This window comes from Paenibacillus sp. 01T443 (assembly GCF_056398325.1).
In genome coordinates, this window is the sequence record NZ_JBFTPE010000020.1 from 69,597 (window position 1) to 88,289 (window position 18,693).

Sequence of the window (18,693 nt, forward strand, 5' to 3'; positions counted from 1 at the left end):
GGGAATTTTTTATGCAACGGAGACGGTTTACGATCGAGTTTAAGCAACCGCAACTTGATCTTTTTGTATATGAGATTAAAGAATGACATCCAGCGCCGGTTGCTTAACATTGTCTTCTGAGCTCATGAATCCGTACAATGCGCTTCTAATCACATTATCCAATTTGTCTACTTGCGAAATGTGACGAGAGCAGCCCAAAGAAACGGAAGCAACTATGAGGAGGATAATATGCTCACAAGTAAAAAATCACTGCTTAATAGGTTAGAAGAAGTACGAGAAGAACTGCATCAGCTGAGCAGCGTATACAATTATGAATTCCAGAAAAAAGAGATTCTGCGGAAATCAGAGGAACTTGACCTACTGATAGTAAAAATTGGCGTTGTATAGATACTGATAACATAGATATAAGTGAAGCGATGGAAAGGCACGACATCGCTCCACATACAAAAAAGAGCACAAACTGGTACCCATACACTGGACACTTAGAAAAAAGTGTTTAGCGTATGGGTACCTTTTTGTATTCTGGAATGAACAGTGGGGGAGATTATAAAGGACCTTTTCAGTTTGGCCCGAATCCGTTCCATGATAACTTGCATCCTTTTGCGCTGAAGACGATTAACGCATCACGGAGAATGATTCAAGAAATTCGTCATATTGCTCAGATGACGGCGGCCTTTAGCTGCATGCTGAATCTGTGTGATATTCCTACGTCCCGCACAAAAAATGATGCCGTGAACGAGTGTAAACAGATGGCCGAGTTGAAGGCGAGCGAGAAAGCAGATATTTATGACACTTACCCTCTTGTTCAGAGGGTCTTTTATTTATTTTTTAGAGAAAACTTAATTTTTTGATGTTCCTTTTGTTAGGACGGGAAGCTAAAATTGGGCTACGTCGATATGTAGCAAGGGAGAAAAGTATGAATGAATTGTCGAACCGAGGAGCATCATGCAGCTGACTACAAGATAAATGTGATATAAACAGATGATAGAGGAGTACAAATGATGCAAAAACAACATCAGAATGTGTATCTACAAATAGCGAATGAAGTTGAGGGAATCATAAGGCGCCGAAAAATAAAATCACATGACCCCGTCCCATCTGAGGGGGAATTGGTAAAAATATTTAATGTCAGTCGAATGACCGCCAAAATGGCACTTGATTATCTGGCCAATCAAGGAATCGTTTACCGTATGCCACGAAGAGGTACATTTCTAAGCGACGTCACTAAAAATCAGTTAACATCTAGTAGGATGAGAAGCAATAGCATAGGAATGGTAGTATCCAATTTGGATTCTTATACGTCCCAAATCATATTCTCGATTGAATCAGAGGCAAGAGAGTATAATTGCAATCTTGTAATAAAAATAAGCAGAGGAAGAGAAGATGAGGATTCCTGTCTACAGCAACTTGTCGACGATCAAATGGAGGGTATTATTTTATTTCCGCGAGCCCGAGATTATTGTAGTGAACAAGTTTTGAAGTTGAAGGCGGAGGGCTACCCCATTGTCATTATTGACCGATATTTCCAAGAGACTCTTATGGATTGCGTTTTATACGATTATTTTCAAGGAGCCTATCAAATGGCACAATATTTGATTCATAAAGGACACCGGGAAATCGGCTTAATAACGAACAGGATCACACCGATTACCAGCAGTGAAGAGCAGCATCAGGGATACTATAAAGCATTGGTTGAAAATGGGATCCCGGTTAAAAGTCAATACATCCATATTATAAAAAAAATAAAAGATTGTAATAATTTTTCGGACGATGATCCGCTCCTTGATCAATTTGTACGAGAAAATCCGGACATAACTGCCATCATGTGCGGAGACGATTACTTGGCAGCCTCAGTTCTATATTCAGCCTTGAGGCAAAATATTGATGTTCCGGATCAACTATCGATTGTTGGCTTTGCAGATATTCAATTGGCAACGATACTCCCTGTTGCTCTTACAACTGTAAGACAACCAACAGACGAGCTAGGCAAGGAAGCCGTTAAGCTTCTTATTAAACGCATGAGTCTCAGCGATGACAAGCAGAATACTGTGAAAATAAATACAAAAATAATTGAAAGAAATAGTGTTTTCGTGCGGGGAGGTGAACGTTAATTGCGACAAAAAGAGTGAACGGAGAATCGTTCCTTTATTGTGACCTTTCCACCATTTTTCCGTTGTTTGCTCCTTGTTTTGTCTGAATTATCTATCATTACGAGCTCGTTGATGTTGCTTAGGAATCTTATCATATTGCATGCACCTTTCCCGAAAGATCTGAAAGGATTACGGAAGGGATGTGTAATTCGTGAGAAATAATTGTACCCGAATTATAAAACAAAATGATTGCAGGTTGGAAGTAAAGCTGACTGCATATGACGAATCACAGGCAATGAACTCTGTCTGCAGTTTCCAATCTTCATTTTGAGCGACATTTCCTCTTCGAAAGTATCACCTATGCAAATTCCTCGTGGTCCCGGATGATCCCTCAAAACATCGACTTATGCCGATGCTGTTTCTTCAATGTAATCAGTACTGTGAAAATAAATACAAAAATAATTATATTTTCGTTGTTTGCTCCTTGATATGTCTGAATTATTTATCATTACGAGCTCGTTGATGTTGCTTAGGAATCTTATCTTAATGAAACCTTAAAAGTAGAGCTGTTGAATCTGTCAGTGACTTTAGATACGCTTAATCGGGAAAGAAATCATAGCAACAGGGAGGATAAATAAACAGTTCATTACATTTTTATTGCCACTTTTTTACAAATAATAACAGGAGGTACATTCAATGTTATTTTTTAAAAAAAGTTCAAAAAGTCATTTCTAACACTAACAATGGCTATAGCCCTAGTAGGCAGTACTGGCCTTAGTGCTGCGCTTTTTCAGGGAGAAAGCTCTGCACAGCAGGGGAACAGAATCCTACCGCAGGAGAAGTTGTGTTTTTCTATTTTCACAAGCTTCTTTTCAAATAGTGAACGGCGCTTGTATTTTCAAGCCGTTAAGTTAGATTTCGCTCTGCGAAAGTTGAGTACTTAAAATATGGAGGTTTTCTGTAGTGAAAAGAATGAAAAGAATGAAAATAATTTTTTCCTTTACCCTCGTATTAACGATGATATTCGGTATGTTATCGAACACCGCAGTAAATGCAGAAGATAATGACGTAGATGCCAACCCCCTTATTGCATCGATGAAATTCGATAATAATTTAATGGACGATGCAAATCAAGAGAACTTGGAAGGGAAAGGAAATTATAGTTATGTGGACGGTGTATTACCCGGGACCAAAGCTCTGCACGTAGAAAGCGGAGACGGCAATTATGTCGGTACGACGCATAGCTTGAATTTTGGTAGTGACAGTTTTACCACATCCTTCTGGTATAAGGGTGACACTAAGGATAATCAGGTCATATTATCCAACAAGGATTTTACTAAGAGCTCTAACGCAGGCTGGGCAATTTATACATCAGCCAATTCGGTCAATATGAATTTAGGATTCCCGGACAATTCAGTAAAATTTGGGCGCGACACGTTTAATGCTTCGACTTGGCGTCACGTGACATTTGTGGTAGACAGAGATAAAATGCTCGGGTCGTTGTATATTGATGGTTACGAAATGGCTGAAACTTCGCTGGGGGTCGGAACTTTAGATACACCGAACCCATTAAATATAGGTGGCGACGGATTGGGTAAATTTGGCGGTAATTCATTCGATATTGCTGATCTGAGTGTTTGGAAAGGCGCATTAAGCAGTGATATCGTTCAAGCTAATTATAAGAGTTACGGTGTAAATAAAGTAGATATGAACGCACTTAACGACACAATAGCAGAAGCAAATACAATAGTAGCAGGCGGTCTCGGTGACGGCTTCAGCCAAACCGATTTTGATTATTTGAAAAAGGTTTTGAATACGGCAACTACGATTACAACAACGCAAAATGTAAAATTATATACACCGGAAACCATCAATTATTACAAACGTGAACTAAGCAGCGCCATCTTCATCTATGAAAAAAGCAATAAAACATTAACTCCCGCTGGTTTAAATGTGATTATAGACAGCGACCCGGAAGTCGGTGATGATCCTGGAGTAATTGATGCTAGAGTAAAAATGTACACAAAAGAACTGAGCTTATTCCCACAGGCCGACGTAATGTTTATTCCTGGCGACATTACCGGCCAAGATAATGATGTGGCTATGAAAGGTATGCAAAAAATACACACTCAACTTACAAATGAGGGTAAGTTAAAAAATACGAAGTGGTACATGGTAAGAGGCAACCATGATGGGGCCGGTTCCCAAAATTTTATTCCTATCGGTTCGGCGGGCGCGTGGAACCCCTCAACGAATTCATACGATAACAATTTCTATAACGATGCTTATAGGGTGAATGTAAAAGGATATAATTTTGTGGGTTTTGACGGAAATATTAACAGCAGCAGTACGGTGGGAAAAGCCACCAATCTCCTCAACCAAATTAAAAATGAAGCGGATTACGATCCAACCAAACCCATATTTGTATCTTCTCACTTCCCTATAAGCGGAACCGTGTGGTCAGGGCAATGGAGCAGCGGGGCAAGTAATAGTGTAGGTAAATATATTGCCGACAATAACTTCTCGCAGGTGGTATATATGTCAGGTCATACGCAATACGACCCGACCGACGAACGCTCTCACTATCAGGGTGCGGCTACGTATCTCGACAGCGGTGCGAGTTCATATTCCAGTTATATTGATGACGGTCCATACGGCGGATATATAGAAGGCTCGTATATCAATTATCTTACCACACCTAAGATCGTGAATTTCTTAGAGGTTTACGGTTCAAGAATGATCATCAAACAGTATAATTTAGCTACAGATGAATATGTAGGGACACCTTCTGTAAAAATCGTTGGCGAAGGCAAAGATGCCTTTACCTATAGCAGGAAAGATATAAGAGAGCTCATTGCTCCGCAGCTTGATGAGGGATCTATTAAGGTAGATTACTTGGACTTCAATAACAACGGAGTTGGTTTTACATTAAAACAAGCAACTGACAATGTGCGCGTTCTGGAATATAATATTCAGCTTATCAACAAGCTCACTGGGAAAGTGGACAAATCGTTTAACAGCCTTTCGATGCCGATGGAGAAACCATACGAGGTATACAAGAAATATCAGGTTACAGGTTTGTCGCCGAATACGCCATATATAATCAGGGTATTCGCCGACGATTCCATGTATAACCGTTCGTCGCAGGACATTGACATTTTGGCTCAGAATATTAATTTAAACAGCATCACTGCGCCTGCTGACGCAATAGATGTGGCATTCGGAGCGGCGAAGACAGCGGACGCCCTTGGATTGCCAAAGTCCGTATCCTTGGTTACCGATGATGCAATCAGAGTGGATGCCAAGGTGTCATGGGATGTAGATGCTTCAAACTATGATCCCAATGTAGCGACTCCACAGACCTTCAATGTAAATGGAACTGTAACTTTGCCAACTATAGTAACAAATCTCAATAACGTGCCTCTGACAACAAGCATTAGAGTATTTGTTAATAAGTTCTCAGTGTCGACCGCTACCGCTACAGCTACCGCTTCATCATATGCCAATGACCGTTATCTGCCCAACAAAGTGATCGATGGCATCAAAGGGGGGGAACCGGGCGTTGGCGAATGGACGGGGGGCAATGATGGAGATCAGGGTCGATGGATCCAGGTGAATTGGCCGACGAATCAAACGATCAACAGTATTACCTTCTATGATCGTGCAAACATAGGCGACTGGACGAAAGGCGGAAAACTTACCTTCAGCGACGGAAGCACTGAGACGGTTTCAGGAATCCCGAATGACGGGAGCGGTTATTCTGTACATTTCCCTACCAGGAAGGTGACATGGGTCAAATTCCAGTTATCCGGTCAGGGAAATATGGGTTTGTCGGAAATGGAATTTTCGTGGATTGTTCCGGCTGGGGTACCTTTGAATCTCATGAGCATCAAAGCGCCTGCTGACATAACACAGGTGGCAATCGGAACGGCGAAGACAGCGGACGCCCTTGGATTGCCAAAGAAAGTATCCTTGGATACCGATGCATACAGTGTGGATGCCAATGTGACATGGAATGTAGATGCTTCAAACTATGATCCTACTGTAAAGACAGGACAGACCTTCACAGTTAATGGAACTGTAGCATTGCCAAAAGGGGTGGCAAACCCCAATAACGTGCCTTTGACAACAAGCATTAGAGTAAGTGTTAATAAGATCCCTCAGTCTCAAATGACGGCAACGGCGACAAGCGAGGAAACGGGTAAAGATATTGCATCCAATGCGATTGACGGAAACCCACAAACGATTTGGCATACAAAGTGGGATAAATCCGACGTTCTCCCTCAATCGATTACCTTAAAACTTGGAACAGCTTTCACAATCGATAAAGTCACGTATTTGCCAAGGCCAGGAGGCGGCAACGGAAATATTACAGGCTATAACGTGTATGTAAGTAAGGATGGAGTGACCTTTACTAAAGTTGCAAGCGGAACTTGGGCAAACGACAGTGCGGAGAAAGTAACAACTTTTGATCCGACAGATGCATTATATGTCAAGCTCGAAGCAACGGCGGGACACAATGGGTGGGCAAGCGCTGCGGAGATTAATGTCTTTGCAGTTGAACATCAACCGCCAACGACAACGGACAATGCGCCAAGCGGCTGGGTCAATCAAGATGTCACGGTAACCTTAAGCGCAAGCGATATCGGATCGGGTGTAGCCAATACCTACTACATCGTAGACGATGGCGCTAAACAAACGGGAACTTCCGTCGTATTGTCAGAAGAAGGAGCTCACAAGCTTGTATATTGGAGCGTAGACAAAGTAGGCAACGTGGAGCAAGCGCATACGGTATCCGTTAGTATTGATAAGAAAGCTCCGTCGATCGCGGTGACCGTACCGGGAGACAACAGCATATATGAAGATTCCGGGGATTTGACGCCTCAGATCGCATTGACGGATAACTTGTCTGGTGTGGACAGCAGCAAGACGAAGGTGACGCTCGATTCGCAATCTTACCAAATCGGAACGACGATCCCACTTTATAAGTTGCCGCTTGGGCAGCATACGCTTGTTGTATCCTCCAGCGATTTGGCCGGCAACCAGGTAAGCAAGACCGTTCAGTTTAAGACGGCAACCAGCATCGATTCTTTAAAGGCATTGGTGAAACGCTTTGCTAATAACAAAGAGATCAGCAAAGCCGATGTTACCACTAATCTGCTGGCTAAATTGGCAAACAACGATCTGAAAGGCTTTATGAATGATGTGAAGGCTCAAAGCGGGAAGAGCATCACAAGCAATGCGGCTAAATATTTGCTGCGAGACGCTCAATATTTATTGACACAAAAGTAGAGCAATTCAAGAGTTTGAAACCAAAAGAATAAACGCAGATGTCATCACATTAGCGAAATTTAGGATGGATCGGTAATGAAACGGGGGGAGATCAATTTTCTCCTCCAACATGTTCAAGTTGCAGAATGAACGTTCGTAACCGGATAAACTATATTGCAGATTGTAATACTAGCATTTCATGAAAAGAGGTTCCGCTATGAAGCAGCGTTCATTTCTGTCCTTGTTCATCATAATGATTTTATTATTTTTTGGGACTGCCACAACTACACTTGCGCATTCCCTAAGTATGAATTACTCGGATTTAAACATTGAAGGGAACGAGATTCTCTATGATCTTTTTATTGATCAAAGAGACTTGATTCAACAATTCGGTACTGACTTGGATAATCTGGTGAACGAGGAACTGTTCTCGCAAAAAATCGAATCCATTCTACAGAAAGGTCTTCGCATAGATGTGGATTCGAAGCCCTTAACGATGGAATTTGATTCGATGAGCATGGCGAATAAGGGTACCGTAAGAGGCATAGAATTTCATCTGACGTTTACCGCAGAYGAAGAAATCGAACAATTTAATCTTCATTACGATCTGGTGTTTGACGATGCGCCTCCTCTTACAAGTGTACTCATGATCCATGATGGGGAATATTTCCAGCATGAAGTAATTGATAGCACGAATAAAGATTTTCTGATCAACCTTCCCCAGGACCCAGCACAGGACCTTCCCCAGCCTAAGCTTGGGGCTGTTTTGTGGAAATACTTTGTACTAGGAATCGAACACATTTTGCTCGGTTTTGATCATTTGCTGTTTTTGTTATCCTTAGTATTAATCGCATCTCGCTTCAAGGATGCATTGAAAATTGTTACTGCTTTTACAATCGCTCACAGTATTACACTGTTCTTGGTGGCGACGGGCCTCATTAAGGTCATCCCGTACTGGATCGAAGCCTTGATTGCCCTGACGATCTGTTATGTGGCAGTGGAAAATATTTTTGTTAAAAAGGCGAAATGGCGTTGGGTAATGACAGCCATATTTGGCCTGATTCACGGTATGGGCTTCGCTGGCGCATTGGCCGAAACGGGACTTCCAAAGAGCAATATGATTGGTACGCTCCTGATGTTCAATTTAGGTGTAGAAACGGGCCAACTGATGATCTTATGCCTATTACTGCCCCTCTTGATTTGGCTGCGAAGGTTCCCATGGTATCGAAAAGTGATGATTTCAACGTCTTGCCTTATTTTTGTGCTGGCATTTTATTGGTTGATTCAAAGATTGCAATGAGGCTATTATTTGAACCGCGAGAGCTGCCAAAAGACCGTTTTAACCCGCTTGTCCAGGCATGCAGGGGCAGTGGGGGAGCGTAACTCCCGAACAACTCGTTTATTCGATGCCGCAAGGAGATCTATTGAGCGCAGAGGCGATGGCGGCATCGGCTGGAGTCTCCAAACGATTTACCGAAATCCAAGGCTTTCTTGAATTGACGTAGCGCAGTAGAATAAAGCGGCACAGGTTGGCTTGCAGGGGGCAGCAGCGCTTAGCCATCAAAACGTTGGCGGTATCCCAACAGGGAGGAGGAATAGTACTTTAATGTTATTTGTTAAAAAGTTTAAGAAGTCATTTCTAGCACTATGCGCTCACCGGAATTTGTTGATTTTGTGGTGTAACGAGACAGTAACGGTAATGGTACCATAGTATAATGGCATCAAAAATCGATAGCATCCACGGAAAACTGGCCTACGGGATGAAAATACCGAAACATTAATTTACTAATCTAACACATGAAGCGATTATACTATAGGAGGATTACTAATGTTAAAAATTTTCAAAAAAGTTGTGCCGTTCGCTATAATTTCATCAATTGCAATCACTGCTGTGGTATCGGGATTCATGCCGGTTGATGTAAAGGCAGAAACTGAAGATAAAAAAATCAAAAATGTTATCTTTATGATTGGCGATGGTATGGGGCAATCTTATACAACGGCCTATCGTTATTTCAATGACAATCTAAATACACCTGTAATGGAAAAGACTGAATTTGATAAATATCAGGTAGGTATGCAAATGACGTATCCTGAAGATGAACATCAAAATATTACCGATTCGGCTTCAGCGGCCACCGCTATGTCTGCTGGCATCAAAACTTATAACGCAGCTATCGCTGTTGATAATGATCAATCGGAAGTAAAAACGGTTTTGGAGCAAGCAAAAGAACAAGGGAAAGCAACAGGGCTGGTAGCTACTTCAGAAATTACACATGCAACACCTGCCGCATTCGGAGCACATGATATAAACAGAAAAAATATGGATGCTATTGCAGACGATTACTTCAATGAAATGATCAATGGCAAACATAAAGTCGATGTTCTGCTAGGTGGCGGATTGAATAACTTTGTTCGTAAAGATCGTAATTTGGTTGAAGAATTTAAAAAAGACGGATATAGCTTTGTAACCAATCGCGAACAGTTGTTGAATGATAAACAAGGTCAAATCCTCGGTTTATTCGCTCCAGGCGGAATGGATAAGATGATTGACCGTAATGAACAAACACCGTCCTTGCAGGAGATGACGAAATCAGCTATTCAACGTTTAAGTAAAGATAAAGACGGGTTCTTCCTAATGGTAGAGGGAAGTCAAATCGACTGGGCAGGGCACGATAACGATATTGTCGCTGCAATGAGTGAAATGCAGGATTTCGAGAAAGCATATAAAGAAGCAATCGAGTTCGCCAAAAAAGACGGAAATACACTGGTCGTAGCGACCGCAGATCACTCTACAGGCGGATTATCAATCGGAGCAAACGGCATTTATAATTTTGACGTATCGTCGCTTAAAGCAGCAAAACGTACGCCGGATTTTATGGCTGCAGAAATCGCTAAAGGCACAAACGTAGAAGAAACGCTGAAGAAATACATTGATCTGCAGCTTACAGATACAGAAATTAAGTCCGTAAATGACGCAGCCGTTACTAAAGATCAAAGTGGAATTGACGGTGCTATCGAAGCGATCTTTAATGCCCGTTCTTTCACAGGTTGGACAACAGGAGGTCATACGGGAGAGGACGTCCCTGTATATGCTTTTGGACCGGGCAAGGAAATGTTTTCAGGGTTGATCGAAAATACGGACAACGCAAAAATTATTTTTAAGATTCTTGCGGGTGAAAAAGTTCAGTAATGAAGATTAACTGGCTGCTTTCTCTGGTATAATATCACCAATAATCGGTGATTGTCTTTAAACGAAATAAAGAGGAATGTTTGTGTTGCGAAACTGCGACACAAACATTCCTCTAAGTAGTTTAGTTGGGATTGTTGTTAAAAAGTCCATTTAATGAGATTTTATTTAACCTTCTCCAATTGGTTACTATCAGTTTCCCTATCAAAATCAAAAATTGATGATTTGTAACGCTAAGCCGTCCGAAGTACCTTGAAGACGATGGGCAATTTGCAAGAGGAGATCGTGAACTTCCATAAATGCTGATGGACAAACGCGTCCGAAGAAGGCGGCAATAATCGTATTAAAGCTTTTAACGCCGCCACTATTTCACATGGAATCGAAGTGGTTATAAAGCAGGTCATTCTCATCGAATGCAATCGCCATCCAAAGTTACAAAGGCGAAAAAAGGTAACGCGGTAAAAGTCACGAAAACTCCGTTCGAAAAGAGGTAGAGCCAACGAGATAGCATAAAACCCACGCTAAGCCAATTGATTCCAGTTAAGCGGCAATTGTGTGAGCAAGATCAGATTACAGAAATGACCAACAACCGCGTACATCGGTTGTTGGTCATTTCTTATGGCTCAGGGCTCTCAGGGCTTTTATCCAACAGCTTGTACTGTGATAGTGGTACGCCGAAATGCTTGCGGAATAAGGTGTAGAAGTAGTTCGATTCCTCCAGCCCACATTGGTCCAGTATTTCCTTGGTGGATAGGCCGCCTATGTCCAATAGCTGCTTGACGCGCGTCATGCGCACTTCCGTGATATATTCCGCAACCGCTTTGCCGGTTAAATCCTTGAACATTTTCCCTAAGTAGATGTGGGACATTTGCAGATCATCGGCGATTGTCCGCAAATTCAAATTTTTGTCCTGAAACTGGGACTCAATGTGTTTCACTACTCTCGTGATTACAACATTTCGCTTGTTTTGTTTGTTTTTTTCGCTTGTCGAGACCATTTCGGCAAACAATGAAGCAAACGTCTGATAGATTTCATCCATCGTCTCATATCGGTCGATGTTCGTCATGAAGGACTGAACCTCGTCATATACCGGTGAATTGCTTTGCTCCAGGCTAGCATGCAAGGTGGCTTTCACCATGACCATGAGATGCAGAACCGAAGACAGAAATTGTTCGTAGCTTGCTCCGGCAACCACCGCTACAAACTCGCGATAGGCCTCAATCGTTTTGTCCAGATGCCCCAGCTTGAGCTCGTCCAGCAGCACTTTTGCTTTGCTTTCAGGGAAAGTAACTGCCGAAGTATCAATAGCAGCCGCGAATGAGGGAGTCAATAGACAACCATGTCCCTTCATCATCCGGTACAAGGAAAGCCGGTACGTATCCGCATAAGCATCGTATAGCTGCACATGGGAGTGGATCACTTCGCTTAGAGAGGCGGATAGCGAAATGCGCATGTAGGAATGCAGCGCTTCCTGGATCGATTTGATCAGCATTTCAACCGCTATATCGATTTTATCTTCCCCGTAGGAATCGTTCGTTTCCAATAAGAGCACAAACTGGTCAGTTTTCAGGTCGATCACTTCATTGCAGTTTGTTCGTGAAGCGATTTCGCAGATAATATTGGCGATCCCGAATTTCATCAAGGACCGGTCTTTTTCGTTGTAGCGCTCGACAAACTCGCGGTAGCGGTCGATCCGGAACAGGACAAGCCGAAGAGGCTTGTTCATGTCGATCTTCAGGCCAAGTTCATCCTGCTGTGTCTTTAGCTCATGTTGACTAACATACTTATTGCCCTGAAGGAGATCTTTCAGCCAACTGTTTCTCAGAGGATCGATATAATCTCTTTGCTTACGTTCCATTTCATCTTTCTTCACCGCCATTTCATTAAAGACATCCTGCAAGAAGTAAATATCGCCCGGGTGAGGCTCTTTGCCGAACGAAGCKGTTAAGCGCTGTCGAACTGTATTCACCAGTCTGCCGACCGGTGAATATATCGATCTGGACACGGCGATGGAAAAAAACCATCCAAGCAAAAGAACGGTGATACAGATCAGCAAGGTAGATGCCTTAACGGGTTCGACGGCGGACATAAAAGAATCATATGAAGTTAAACTGATGAATTTCCATTTCGGCTTGTCGGAAGAGACAAAGGTGACATTATAATCCTTCCCGCCAATTTCAGTTGGTAAACTGCCGGAGGCTTGTCCGGAAGCTAATACTTTCTGAACATACGCCTGCTTATGAATGTCGTTAAAGAACATGTTTGCCGAGGCGTGGTTCACGACCGTCCCTTGCGAATCAATGACGATAATTTCATTTCCGGGATGATCCGTTTTCGCGTTAAGCGAAACGATCAATTCTCGCAAGGCGTTTGCCTTGATGTTGACGACCACCGCCTTGTCGAGATGTTTGCCGTTAATCTGCGGGTCGGACACGATGTAGGTGTATACATTGGAAAACTCCGATGGTGTATACGGATTGGGAATTTTACGGGCCACCGGCATACTGGATAACGTTTGAACATCGGCCTGCTGCAGCAGTTTCAGAATATCCCGGTCATAAAAATCATCTTTCGAATAAATACCGCCGGTTTCCGTCGATGCAATACGATTCATTTCGAGACTGACCGTATAAACGGAAAAAACATAGTCGTGCGATACTGTAAGAAGATCGATGTTTCTGAGTGCATTGCTAAGCAGGTACATATCATCTTCTTTTGAATACAACAGGGTTGGAACGTAAGGCGTTACCATGACCGAAGTTATGAAACGTTTCGTTAATGTATCCAGGTAATTCATGCTGTAGCTGATTTGAGATAATACGGACGTATTCATTCGGTTTACGTTTTCAAGTGAAGCTGATACAAAATTCCGATACAATAGCACGGACAGTCCCAAGATCAAGATCGTGACGGTAACGGTAAAGGCGAGCAAAAGTTTGGCGTACAAGCTATTGAATGTCGATTTGAAGGGAAAAGCCATCTTGGTGTCGGAACCTCCTAGTAAAAACGATTTCTAATCCACTCAATATTAGCATATCCCCATTATTTTATCCTGATAGGAACCTCCGATTTGCCACTTAACATAAACATTTTAAAGAAAAATGCTTTTTTTGGAGAAGCTCGTTAGCCGGATATCGAAGGAATATTTTGATTTTTTTGTTTTCCGGAATCCCGTTCCCGTGTAGAGTGAAATTGCAGCGAAGAATCGATATGCAGAATTAAATTCGAAATGGAGTGAATGGCATTGAACAAAGCAGAACCCATACAGATGGGGAATAAAAAGCAGTACCGGCACAAAATATCAATCATAAAAGACTTAAGTTTGAACAAGTCGTTTTATGCAATGATGCTCCCAGGCTTCCTGTTTATCGTTATTTTCAACTATTTGCCGATGATGGGGATCCTTATTGCGTTTCAGGACTACAACCCTGTAAAGGGCATCTTCGGCAGCGAATGGATCGGACTGAAAAACTTCGAGTTTTTCTTCAAATCGGACGCGATGACCACTGTGACTTTTAATACGATATTTAACAATATCATCATTATGTTAGCGGTTACCATTCTGTCTCTGCTGTTCTCGATCTTAATGCATGAAACCGGGAACCGCTGGCTTACTTCTTCTTACAAGAGCATCATGCTGCTGCCTTATTTCCTATCCTGGATCGTATTCGAATATATGCTGTATGCTCTGTTGAATGTCGATCAAGGGATCGTGAACGGATTCTTGACTTCCCTTGGGTTGGAACCAATTCAATGGTACAGTGAACCGGTTTATTGGCGCTTTATTATTCCTTTGGCCTATATCTTGAAGTCTGTAGGATATACCTCGGTTATATACGTTGCAGCGATTACCGGTATATCGAAAGAATATTATGAAGCGGCCGAAATTGACGGCGCGAATAAACTGCATATGGCAAGGTATATTACAATTCCGTTATTAATGCCGGTTGTTATTACGCTCCTGCTTTTATCGGTCGGGAAAATTTTCAATGGAGGCCTTGGGGACTGGGGGGCGTTTTTCAGCCTTCCTCGCGAGTCGGGAGTTCTGTTCTCCACTACGGATGTCATCGATACGTATGTTTTCCGGATGCTGCGAACCGTTAGCGATCTTGGCATGACATCGGCGGTAGGGCTGTATCAGTCCGTTGTCGGCCTTGTGCTTGTACTGCTGTCCAATTACTTGATTAAGCGATACGATCGCGACAGTTCATTATTCTAGGCAAACAAATGTAGGGGGAAGCATGTATGAGCAACATTTCATCCGTTAACAAGTTTACGTTTTCCAAGTTAATTGTCAATTTGATGTTTATCGTTTACAGCGCTTTATGCATTATTCCGCTGCTTGTGGTTCTTTCTATATCTTTTACGAATGAGAATTCATTGTTGCAAGACGGTTATCATCTGATCCCGAAGCAGTTCACAAGTTTTGCGTATTGGTATGTTTTTTCAGGTACATCATCGATAGTAAATGCCTACAAGATTACGATCATCGTCACTTTATCCGGCACGCTGCTTCATCTGTTCGTGTCGTCGATGCTGGCTTACGGCTTGTCGCGGAAAAACATGAAACTCGGCAATCTGGTATCCTTCCTTGTCTTCTTTACCGTTCTCTTTAATGGTGGATTGGTGCCGTATTATATTCTGGTTACGAAATACTTGCACATGAAAGATACAATATGGATCTTGATTCTTGCATTTCTTGTTTCTCCGGTGAATGTTCTTATTATGAAAAATTTCTTCAAAGCTTTGCCGGAAGAAATTTTTGAATCAGCGAGAATCGACGGCTCGGGCGAATTCAGAACCTTTCTGCGAATCGTCCTGCCTATATCCAAACCGGTGCTCGCGACGATCGGCCTGTTCACCGCTGTCGCCTATTGGAACGATTGGTTTACGAGCGCATTGTTTATCGAAAACAATAAGCTATACAGCCTCCAATATTTGCTGCAATCGCTGATGACGAACATCCAATATTTGCAGAGCAACGAGCAGGCCTCAAGGGCAATTGTAGAAGCTATTGGAATGCTGCCTGGAGAAAGCGCCAGAATGGCGACTTGCATTTTGTCCATCGGGCCTATCGTGTTGGCATATCCGTTCTTACAGCGTTATTTTGTTCATGGACTTACGCTTGGCGCTGTTAAATCTTAATCACTTGTCCGATATAAAAGCCTGCAGTAGAATAATCAAGTTAATTTTACTGCAGGCTATTATATAAAAATATGTACTACCATAAAAGGGGGAAAACAGCAATGAAGAAAGCAAGAAAAGCAATATCACTCGTGCTGATTTTGACGCTAGCGGCAGTCTTTGCGTTCGCAGGATGCGGAAATGCCAACAACGATCAGCCAAACAAGACAGAGGGGACCAATGTGGACTCCAAGAACGAAGAACCGGTTGAAATAACGTTATATATGGGAAACTCGCCGGTGAAAGATTTGGACCGCGTTATGGAAGAAGTCAACAAGATCACGTTGGAGAAGATCAATGCAACATTAAAGCTTGTTGTGAACGACTGGAGCTCATTTCCACAAAAAATGAACATGATGATTTCTTCCGGCGAACCGTTTGACCTAACCTTTACCGGAAGCTGGGGGGATCTGAATTACTTCCAGAACGCATCAAAAGGAGCCTATCTGGACATTACCGAATTGCTCGATAAACACGCGCCTGTAACAAAGTCCAGAGTTCCGGCAAGTATGTGGGACGGCGTAAAAGTAAACGGCAAAATATACGGATCGATTAACTATCAAGTATGGGGGATGGCAGGAGCTAGAGGTGTTCAGTTAAGAAAAGATCTTGCCGACAAATACAATTTTGACTGGAAATCAATGACCAAATGGGATGATCTGACACCTTACCTCGCCGCCGTTAAGAAAGGCGAACCCGGTATGATTCCATGGGAGTACAGCAATCAAGCGGATAACTTTGCGGATATGCCGATTATCTACGGCATGGATTCGGTTGGGGACAATAAAATGCCGGGTTGGATCCGTTTTGATGACAAGGACATCAAGGTGTTCAACCAGTATGATACGGAGGAATTCAAAGCCTATCTTAAAACGTTCAGAAACTGGTATGTAAACGGATACATCAAGAAGGATGCCGCTACGATGAAGGATTATGTTCCCGACAGAAAGGCCAAACGAATCGCCGCTCAATATGGTCAGTCTTATCCAGATTCAGTCGATATGCCGGAGCTTGCTTCCAGCTCGTTCATGCCCCATACGGATAAGCAAGATAAAGTATACGCTTATTCAAAACGTTTTACAGAACCCTTCATTCCGGCGAGCGGACCTTCTACGGCTTTGATCGCCGTTGGCGCCAATTCGAAGCATCCGGAGAAGGCTGTGCAGATGATCGAGTTGTTGAATACCAATGATGAAATTTTTCATCTTATCGCTTATGGCCAAGAAGGAATTGATTACAAAAAAATTAACGACAAGCAAATTGAAATGATCCCTGACAAGTACAATTTTAATTGGAGCGAGTGGGAGATCGGCCAGTCTTATGGAAGAGTGCTATGGGATAAAAATGAAGATGTAGCCATACGCGAAAAGTCTCTTGAAATGATCTATGCTGCCGACAAAACGGCAAAAGTATCTCCAGTCATGGGCTTCACGTTCAATACCGAGCCGGTGAAAACTCAGATTGCCAACGTCAACGCAGCTGTTCAAGAATTGCTCTATTCACTTGGTTCAGGTTCGGTCGACCCCGATAAATATTTGCCGATCTTCCAGGACAAATTGAAAAAGGCTGGCGCCGACGACATTATTGCAGAGAAACAGAAGCAGATCGACGAATGGAAAAAAGTGAACGGAAAGTAAGAGCGGCAAATCGTAATTGATAATCGGCTGGAATACGTTGCATTATTCCAAGGTTGGCGAAACAGCCCCCTTTCATAAGGTGTTATCAGATCAATGAGACGGGGGCTTGTTTCGGTTACGAAGCAATCACGCAGGATAATTAAAAGGAGGAAAGGTACAAAATGTTTAAAACTTATCGTAAATTTACTGCTGTAGTATTGACTTCTTCAATGCTCATTGCATCATTCATGGTTGGTTCTCCCGGTACGAAGGTAAACGCGCAGCAAGCAACGGGGAACGCTCCGTTTATTAACTCATGGCTGGTATCAGGTCCTTTCGATTCACCTGTCGTGGACAAAATTTATGCTTGTGAAGTAGGGGAAAGCGTAAATCCTGCCACTGCTGCGATCACTCCCCAAATCGGCGATCCGTTAAGCTTAAATAACGAAAGTCATGAATGGGAATATTTCGATGATCGTATTTATAACAGAAACTACGATGATTATCAGGATTTGTATGGTTATTATAGTGTGAAGAAAGGAATCGATACGAAAAACAAATATGTATACGCTTCCTCATATATATTCAGTCCTGTAGAACAACAAGCTTATTTTAATGTAGGCGCCAGCGGTTCATATCGACTTTATGTCAACGACCGGTGTGTATCTACACCGACCACATCTGTGGAAGTACAAAAGGATTTGACCAAACAAGCAGTCCTGTTAAAGCAGGGTTGGAATAAACTGATGATTCAAATCAAACATACGTATACAGAAGATGTTAATGCAAATAATGTTCCGCTAGGATTCGATAACGATGCAGCATACCTTGGGTTTTATGGGAGAGTTACGGACCAAAATGGCAATAAAATCAATGGACTCGTTCATTCGGTTGAAGGCGAAACTGAAGCTCTAAAAATCGTCACGCAAGGACTATCAACGGAGGATGCCATTAAAACGCCGCTTCCAACCCAAACCATGCCGTCTGGCTACAAGGAATGGCCATATGTATGGAATAAATCGAAAGGGAATAATAAATACGGCGTAGCTGCATCGGCCTTCCAATTTATGGCGGGCGGGGGAACTCCCGGTTATACTTGGAGTATCGTAGAGGGTAAACTGCCTGACGGCTTGGAATTAAATGCCGATGGTACAATTGCCGACGGATTGGTGAATGGAAAAGTCGATTTAAACAGTAGCAAAGGCATCATCAGTATCAATACCAAACCAGGAGATTACAACTTTACGATACAAGTAACGGATGGAAATGGAAATACGGCTAGAAAGAATATGACGATTACAGTAAAGGAACGCCCTAATAAATGGTTTGAAGAAGGGCGAGTGGG

At 42.6% G+C, this 18,693-nt stretch carries 11 protein-coding genes and 1 pseudogene; 11 read left to right on the forward strand and 1 reads right to left on the reverse strand.

Annotation, left to right across the window (positions count from 1 at the left end):
• Positions 1-228 precede the first annotated feature (228 nt).
• The 7 genes and pseudogenes from AC1DLI_RS27390 to AC1DLI_RS27420 form a co-directional block, all read left to right on the forward strand.
• On the forward strand, positions 229-387 hold the full coding sequence (locus AC1DLI_RS27390) for a Spo0E family sporulation regulatory protein-aspartic acid phosphatase (RefSeq protein ID WP_477607802.1): 159 nt from the start codon (positions 229-231) through the stop codon (positions 385-387).
• A gap of 116 nt (positions 388-503) precedes the next feature.
• Positions 504-851, forward strand: coding sequence for a hypothetical protein (locus AC1DLI_RS27395; RefSeq protein ID WP_477607804.1), 348 nt, complete (start codon positions 504-506; stop codon positions 849-851).
• Between the two features lie 147 nt (positions 852-998).
• Positions 999-2,111 carry a LacI family DNA-binding transcriptional regulator gene (locus AC1DLI_RS27400; RefSeq protein ID WP_477607806.1) on the forward strand — a complete coding sequence of 371 codons (1,113 nt, stop codon included), beginning with the start codon at positions 999-1,001 and terminating at the stop codon, positions 2,109-2,111.
• A gap of 951 nt (positions 2,112-3,062) precedes the next feature.
• A complete protein-coding gene (locus tag AC1DLI_RS27405) occupies positions 3,063-7,382 on the forward strand; it encodes a discoidin domain-containing protein (protein ID WP_477607832.1) in 4,320 nt (1,439 codons plus the stop codon).
• Between the two features lie 196 nt (positions 7,383-7,578).
• A complete protein-coding gene (locus AC1DLI_RS27410; protein ID WP_477607808.1) occupies positions 7,579-8,661 on the forward strand; it encodes a HupE/UreJ family protein in 1,083 nt (360 codons plus the stop codon).
• A gap of 528 nt (positions 8,662-9,189) precedes the next feature.
• Positions 9,190-10,551 (forward strand): alkaline phosphatase, encoded by a 1,362-nt coding sequence (locus tag AC1DLI_RS27415; protein WP_477607809.1) that lies wholly within the window; start codon positions 9,190-9,192, stop codon positions 10,549-10,551.
• Between the two features lie 234 nt (positions 10,552-10,785).
• A pseudogene (locus AC1DLI_RS27420) lies at positions 10,786-11,010 on the forward strand (transposase); the annotation flags it as partial.
• Between the two features lie 154 nt (positions 11,011-11,164).
• Here the strand turns inward: AC1DLI_RS27420 and AC1DLI_RS27425 are convergent.
• Positions 11,165-13,528, reverse strand: coding sequence for an AraC family transcriptional regulator (locus AC1DLI_RS27425; protein WP_477607810.1), 2,364 nt, complete (start codon positions 13,526-13,528; stop codon positions 11,165-11,167).
• 264 nt (positions 13,529-13,792) lie between these two features.
• Between AC1DLI_RS27425 and AC1DLI_RS27430 the strand changes: the two genes are divergently transcribed.
• The 4 genes from AC1DLI_RS27430 to AC1DLI_RS27445 all read left to right on the forward strand — a co-directional run.
• Positions 13,793-14,767 carry an ABC transporter permease gene (locus AC1DLI_RS27430; protein ID WP_477607812.1) on the forward strand — a complete coding sequence of 325 codons (975 nt, stop codon included), beginning with the start codon at positions 13,793-13,795 and terminating at the stop codon, positions 14,765-14,767.
• A gap of 26 nt (positions 14,768-14,793) precedes the next feature.
• The gene (locus AC1DLI_RS27435) at positions 14,794-15,693 is read left to right on the forward strand and encodes a carbohydrate ABC transporter permease (protein WP_477607814.1); all 900 of its coding nucleotides are present in this window, start codon (positions 14,794-14,796) and stop codon (positions 15,691-15,693) included.
• Positions 15,694-15,794: 101 nt separating this feature from the next.
• Positions 15,795-17,369: an ABC transporter substrate-binding protein gene (locus tag AC1DLI_RS27440; protein ID WP_477607816.1), complete on the forward strand. Its 1,575-nt coding sequence runs from the start codon at positions 15,795-15,797 to the stop codon at positions 17,367-17,369.
• Positions 17,370-17,530: 161 nt separating this feature from the next.
• On the forward strand, positions 17,531-18,693 hold a 1,163-nt coding region (locus AC1DLI_RS27445; RefSeq protein ID WP_477607818.1), incomplete at its 3' end, for an Ig domain-containing protein.

What these genes read in the sequence shown, in the direction of transcription:
- AC1DLI_RS27415 (WP_477607809.1), top strand. Translation starts at nt 9,190, where the DNA reads ATGTTAAAAATTTTCAAAAAAGTTGTGCCGTTCGCTATAATTTCATCA.
- AC1DLI_RS27405 (WP_477607832.1), top strand. Translation starts at nt 3,063, where the DNA reads ATGAAAAGAATGAAAATAATTTTTTCCTTTACCCTCGTATTAACGATG.
- AC1DLI_RS27390 (WP_477607802.1), top strand. Translation starts at nt 229, where the DNA reads ATGCTCACAAGTAAAAAATCACTGCTTAATAGGTTAGAAGAAGTACGA.
- AC1DLI_RS27400 (WP_477607806.1), top strand. Translation starts at nt 999, where the DNA reads ATGATGCAAAAACAACATCAGAATGTGTATCTACAAATAGCGAATGAA.
- AC1DLI_RS27440 (WP_477607816.1), top strand. Translation starts at nt 15,795, where the DNA reads ATGAAGAAAGCAAGAAAAGCAATATCACTCGTGCTGATTTTGACGCTA.
- AC1DLI_RS27435 (WP_477607814.1), top strand. Translation starts at nt 14,794, where the DNA reads ATGAGCAACATTTCATCCGTTAACAAGTTTACGTTTTCCAAGTTAATT.
- AC1DLI_RS27395 (WP_477607804.1), top strand. Translation starts at nt 504, where the DNA reads ATGGGTACCTTTTTGTATTCTGGAATGAACAGTGGGGGAGATTATAAA.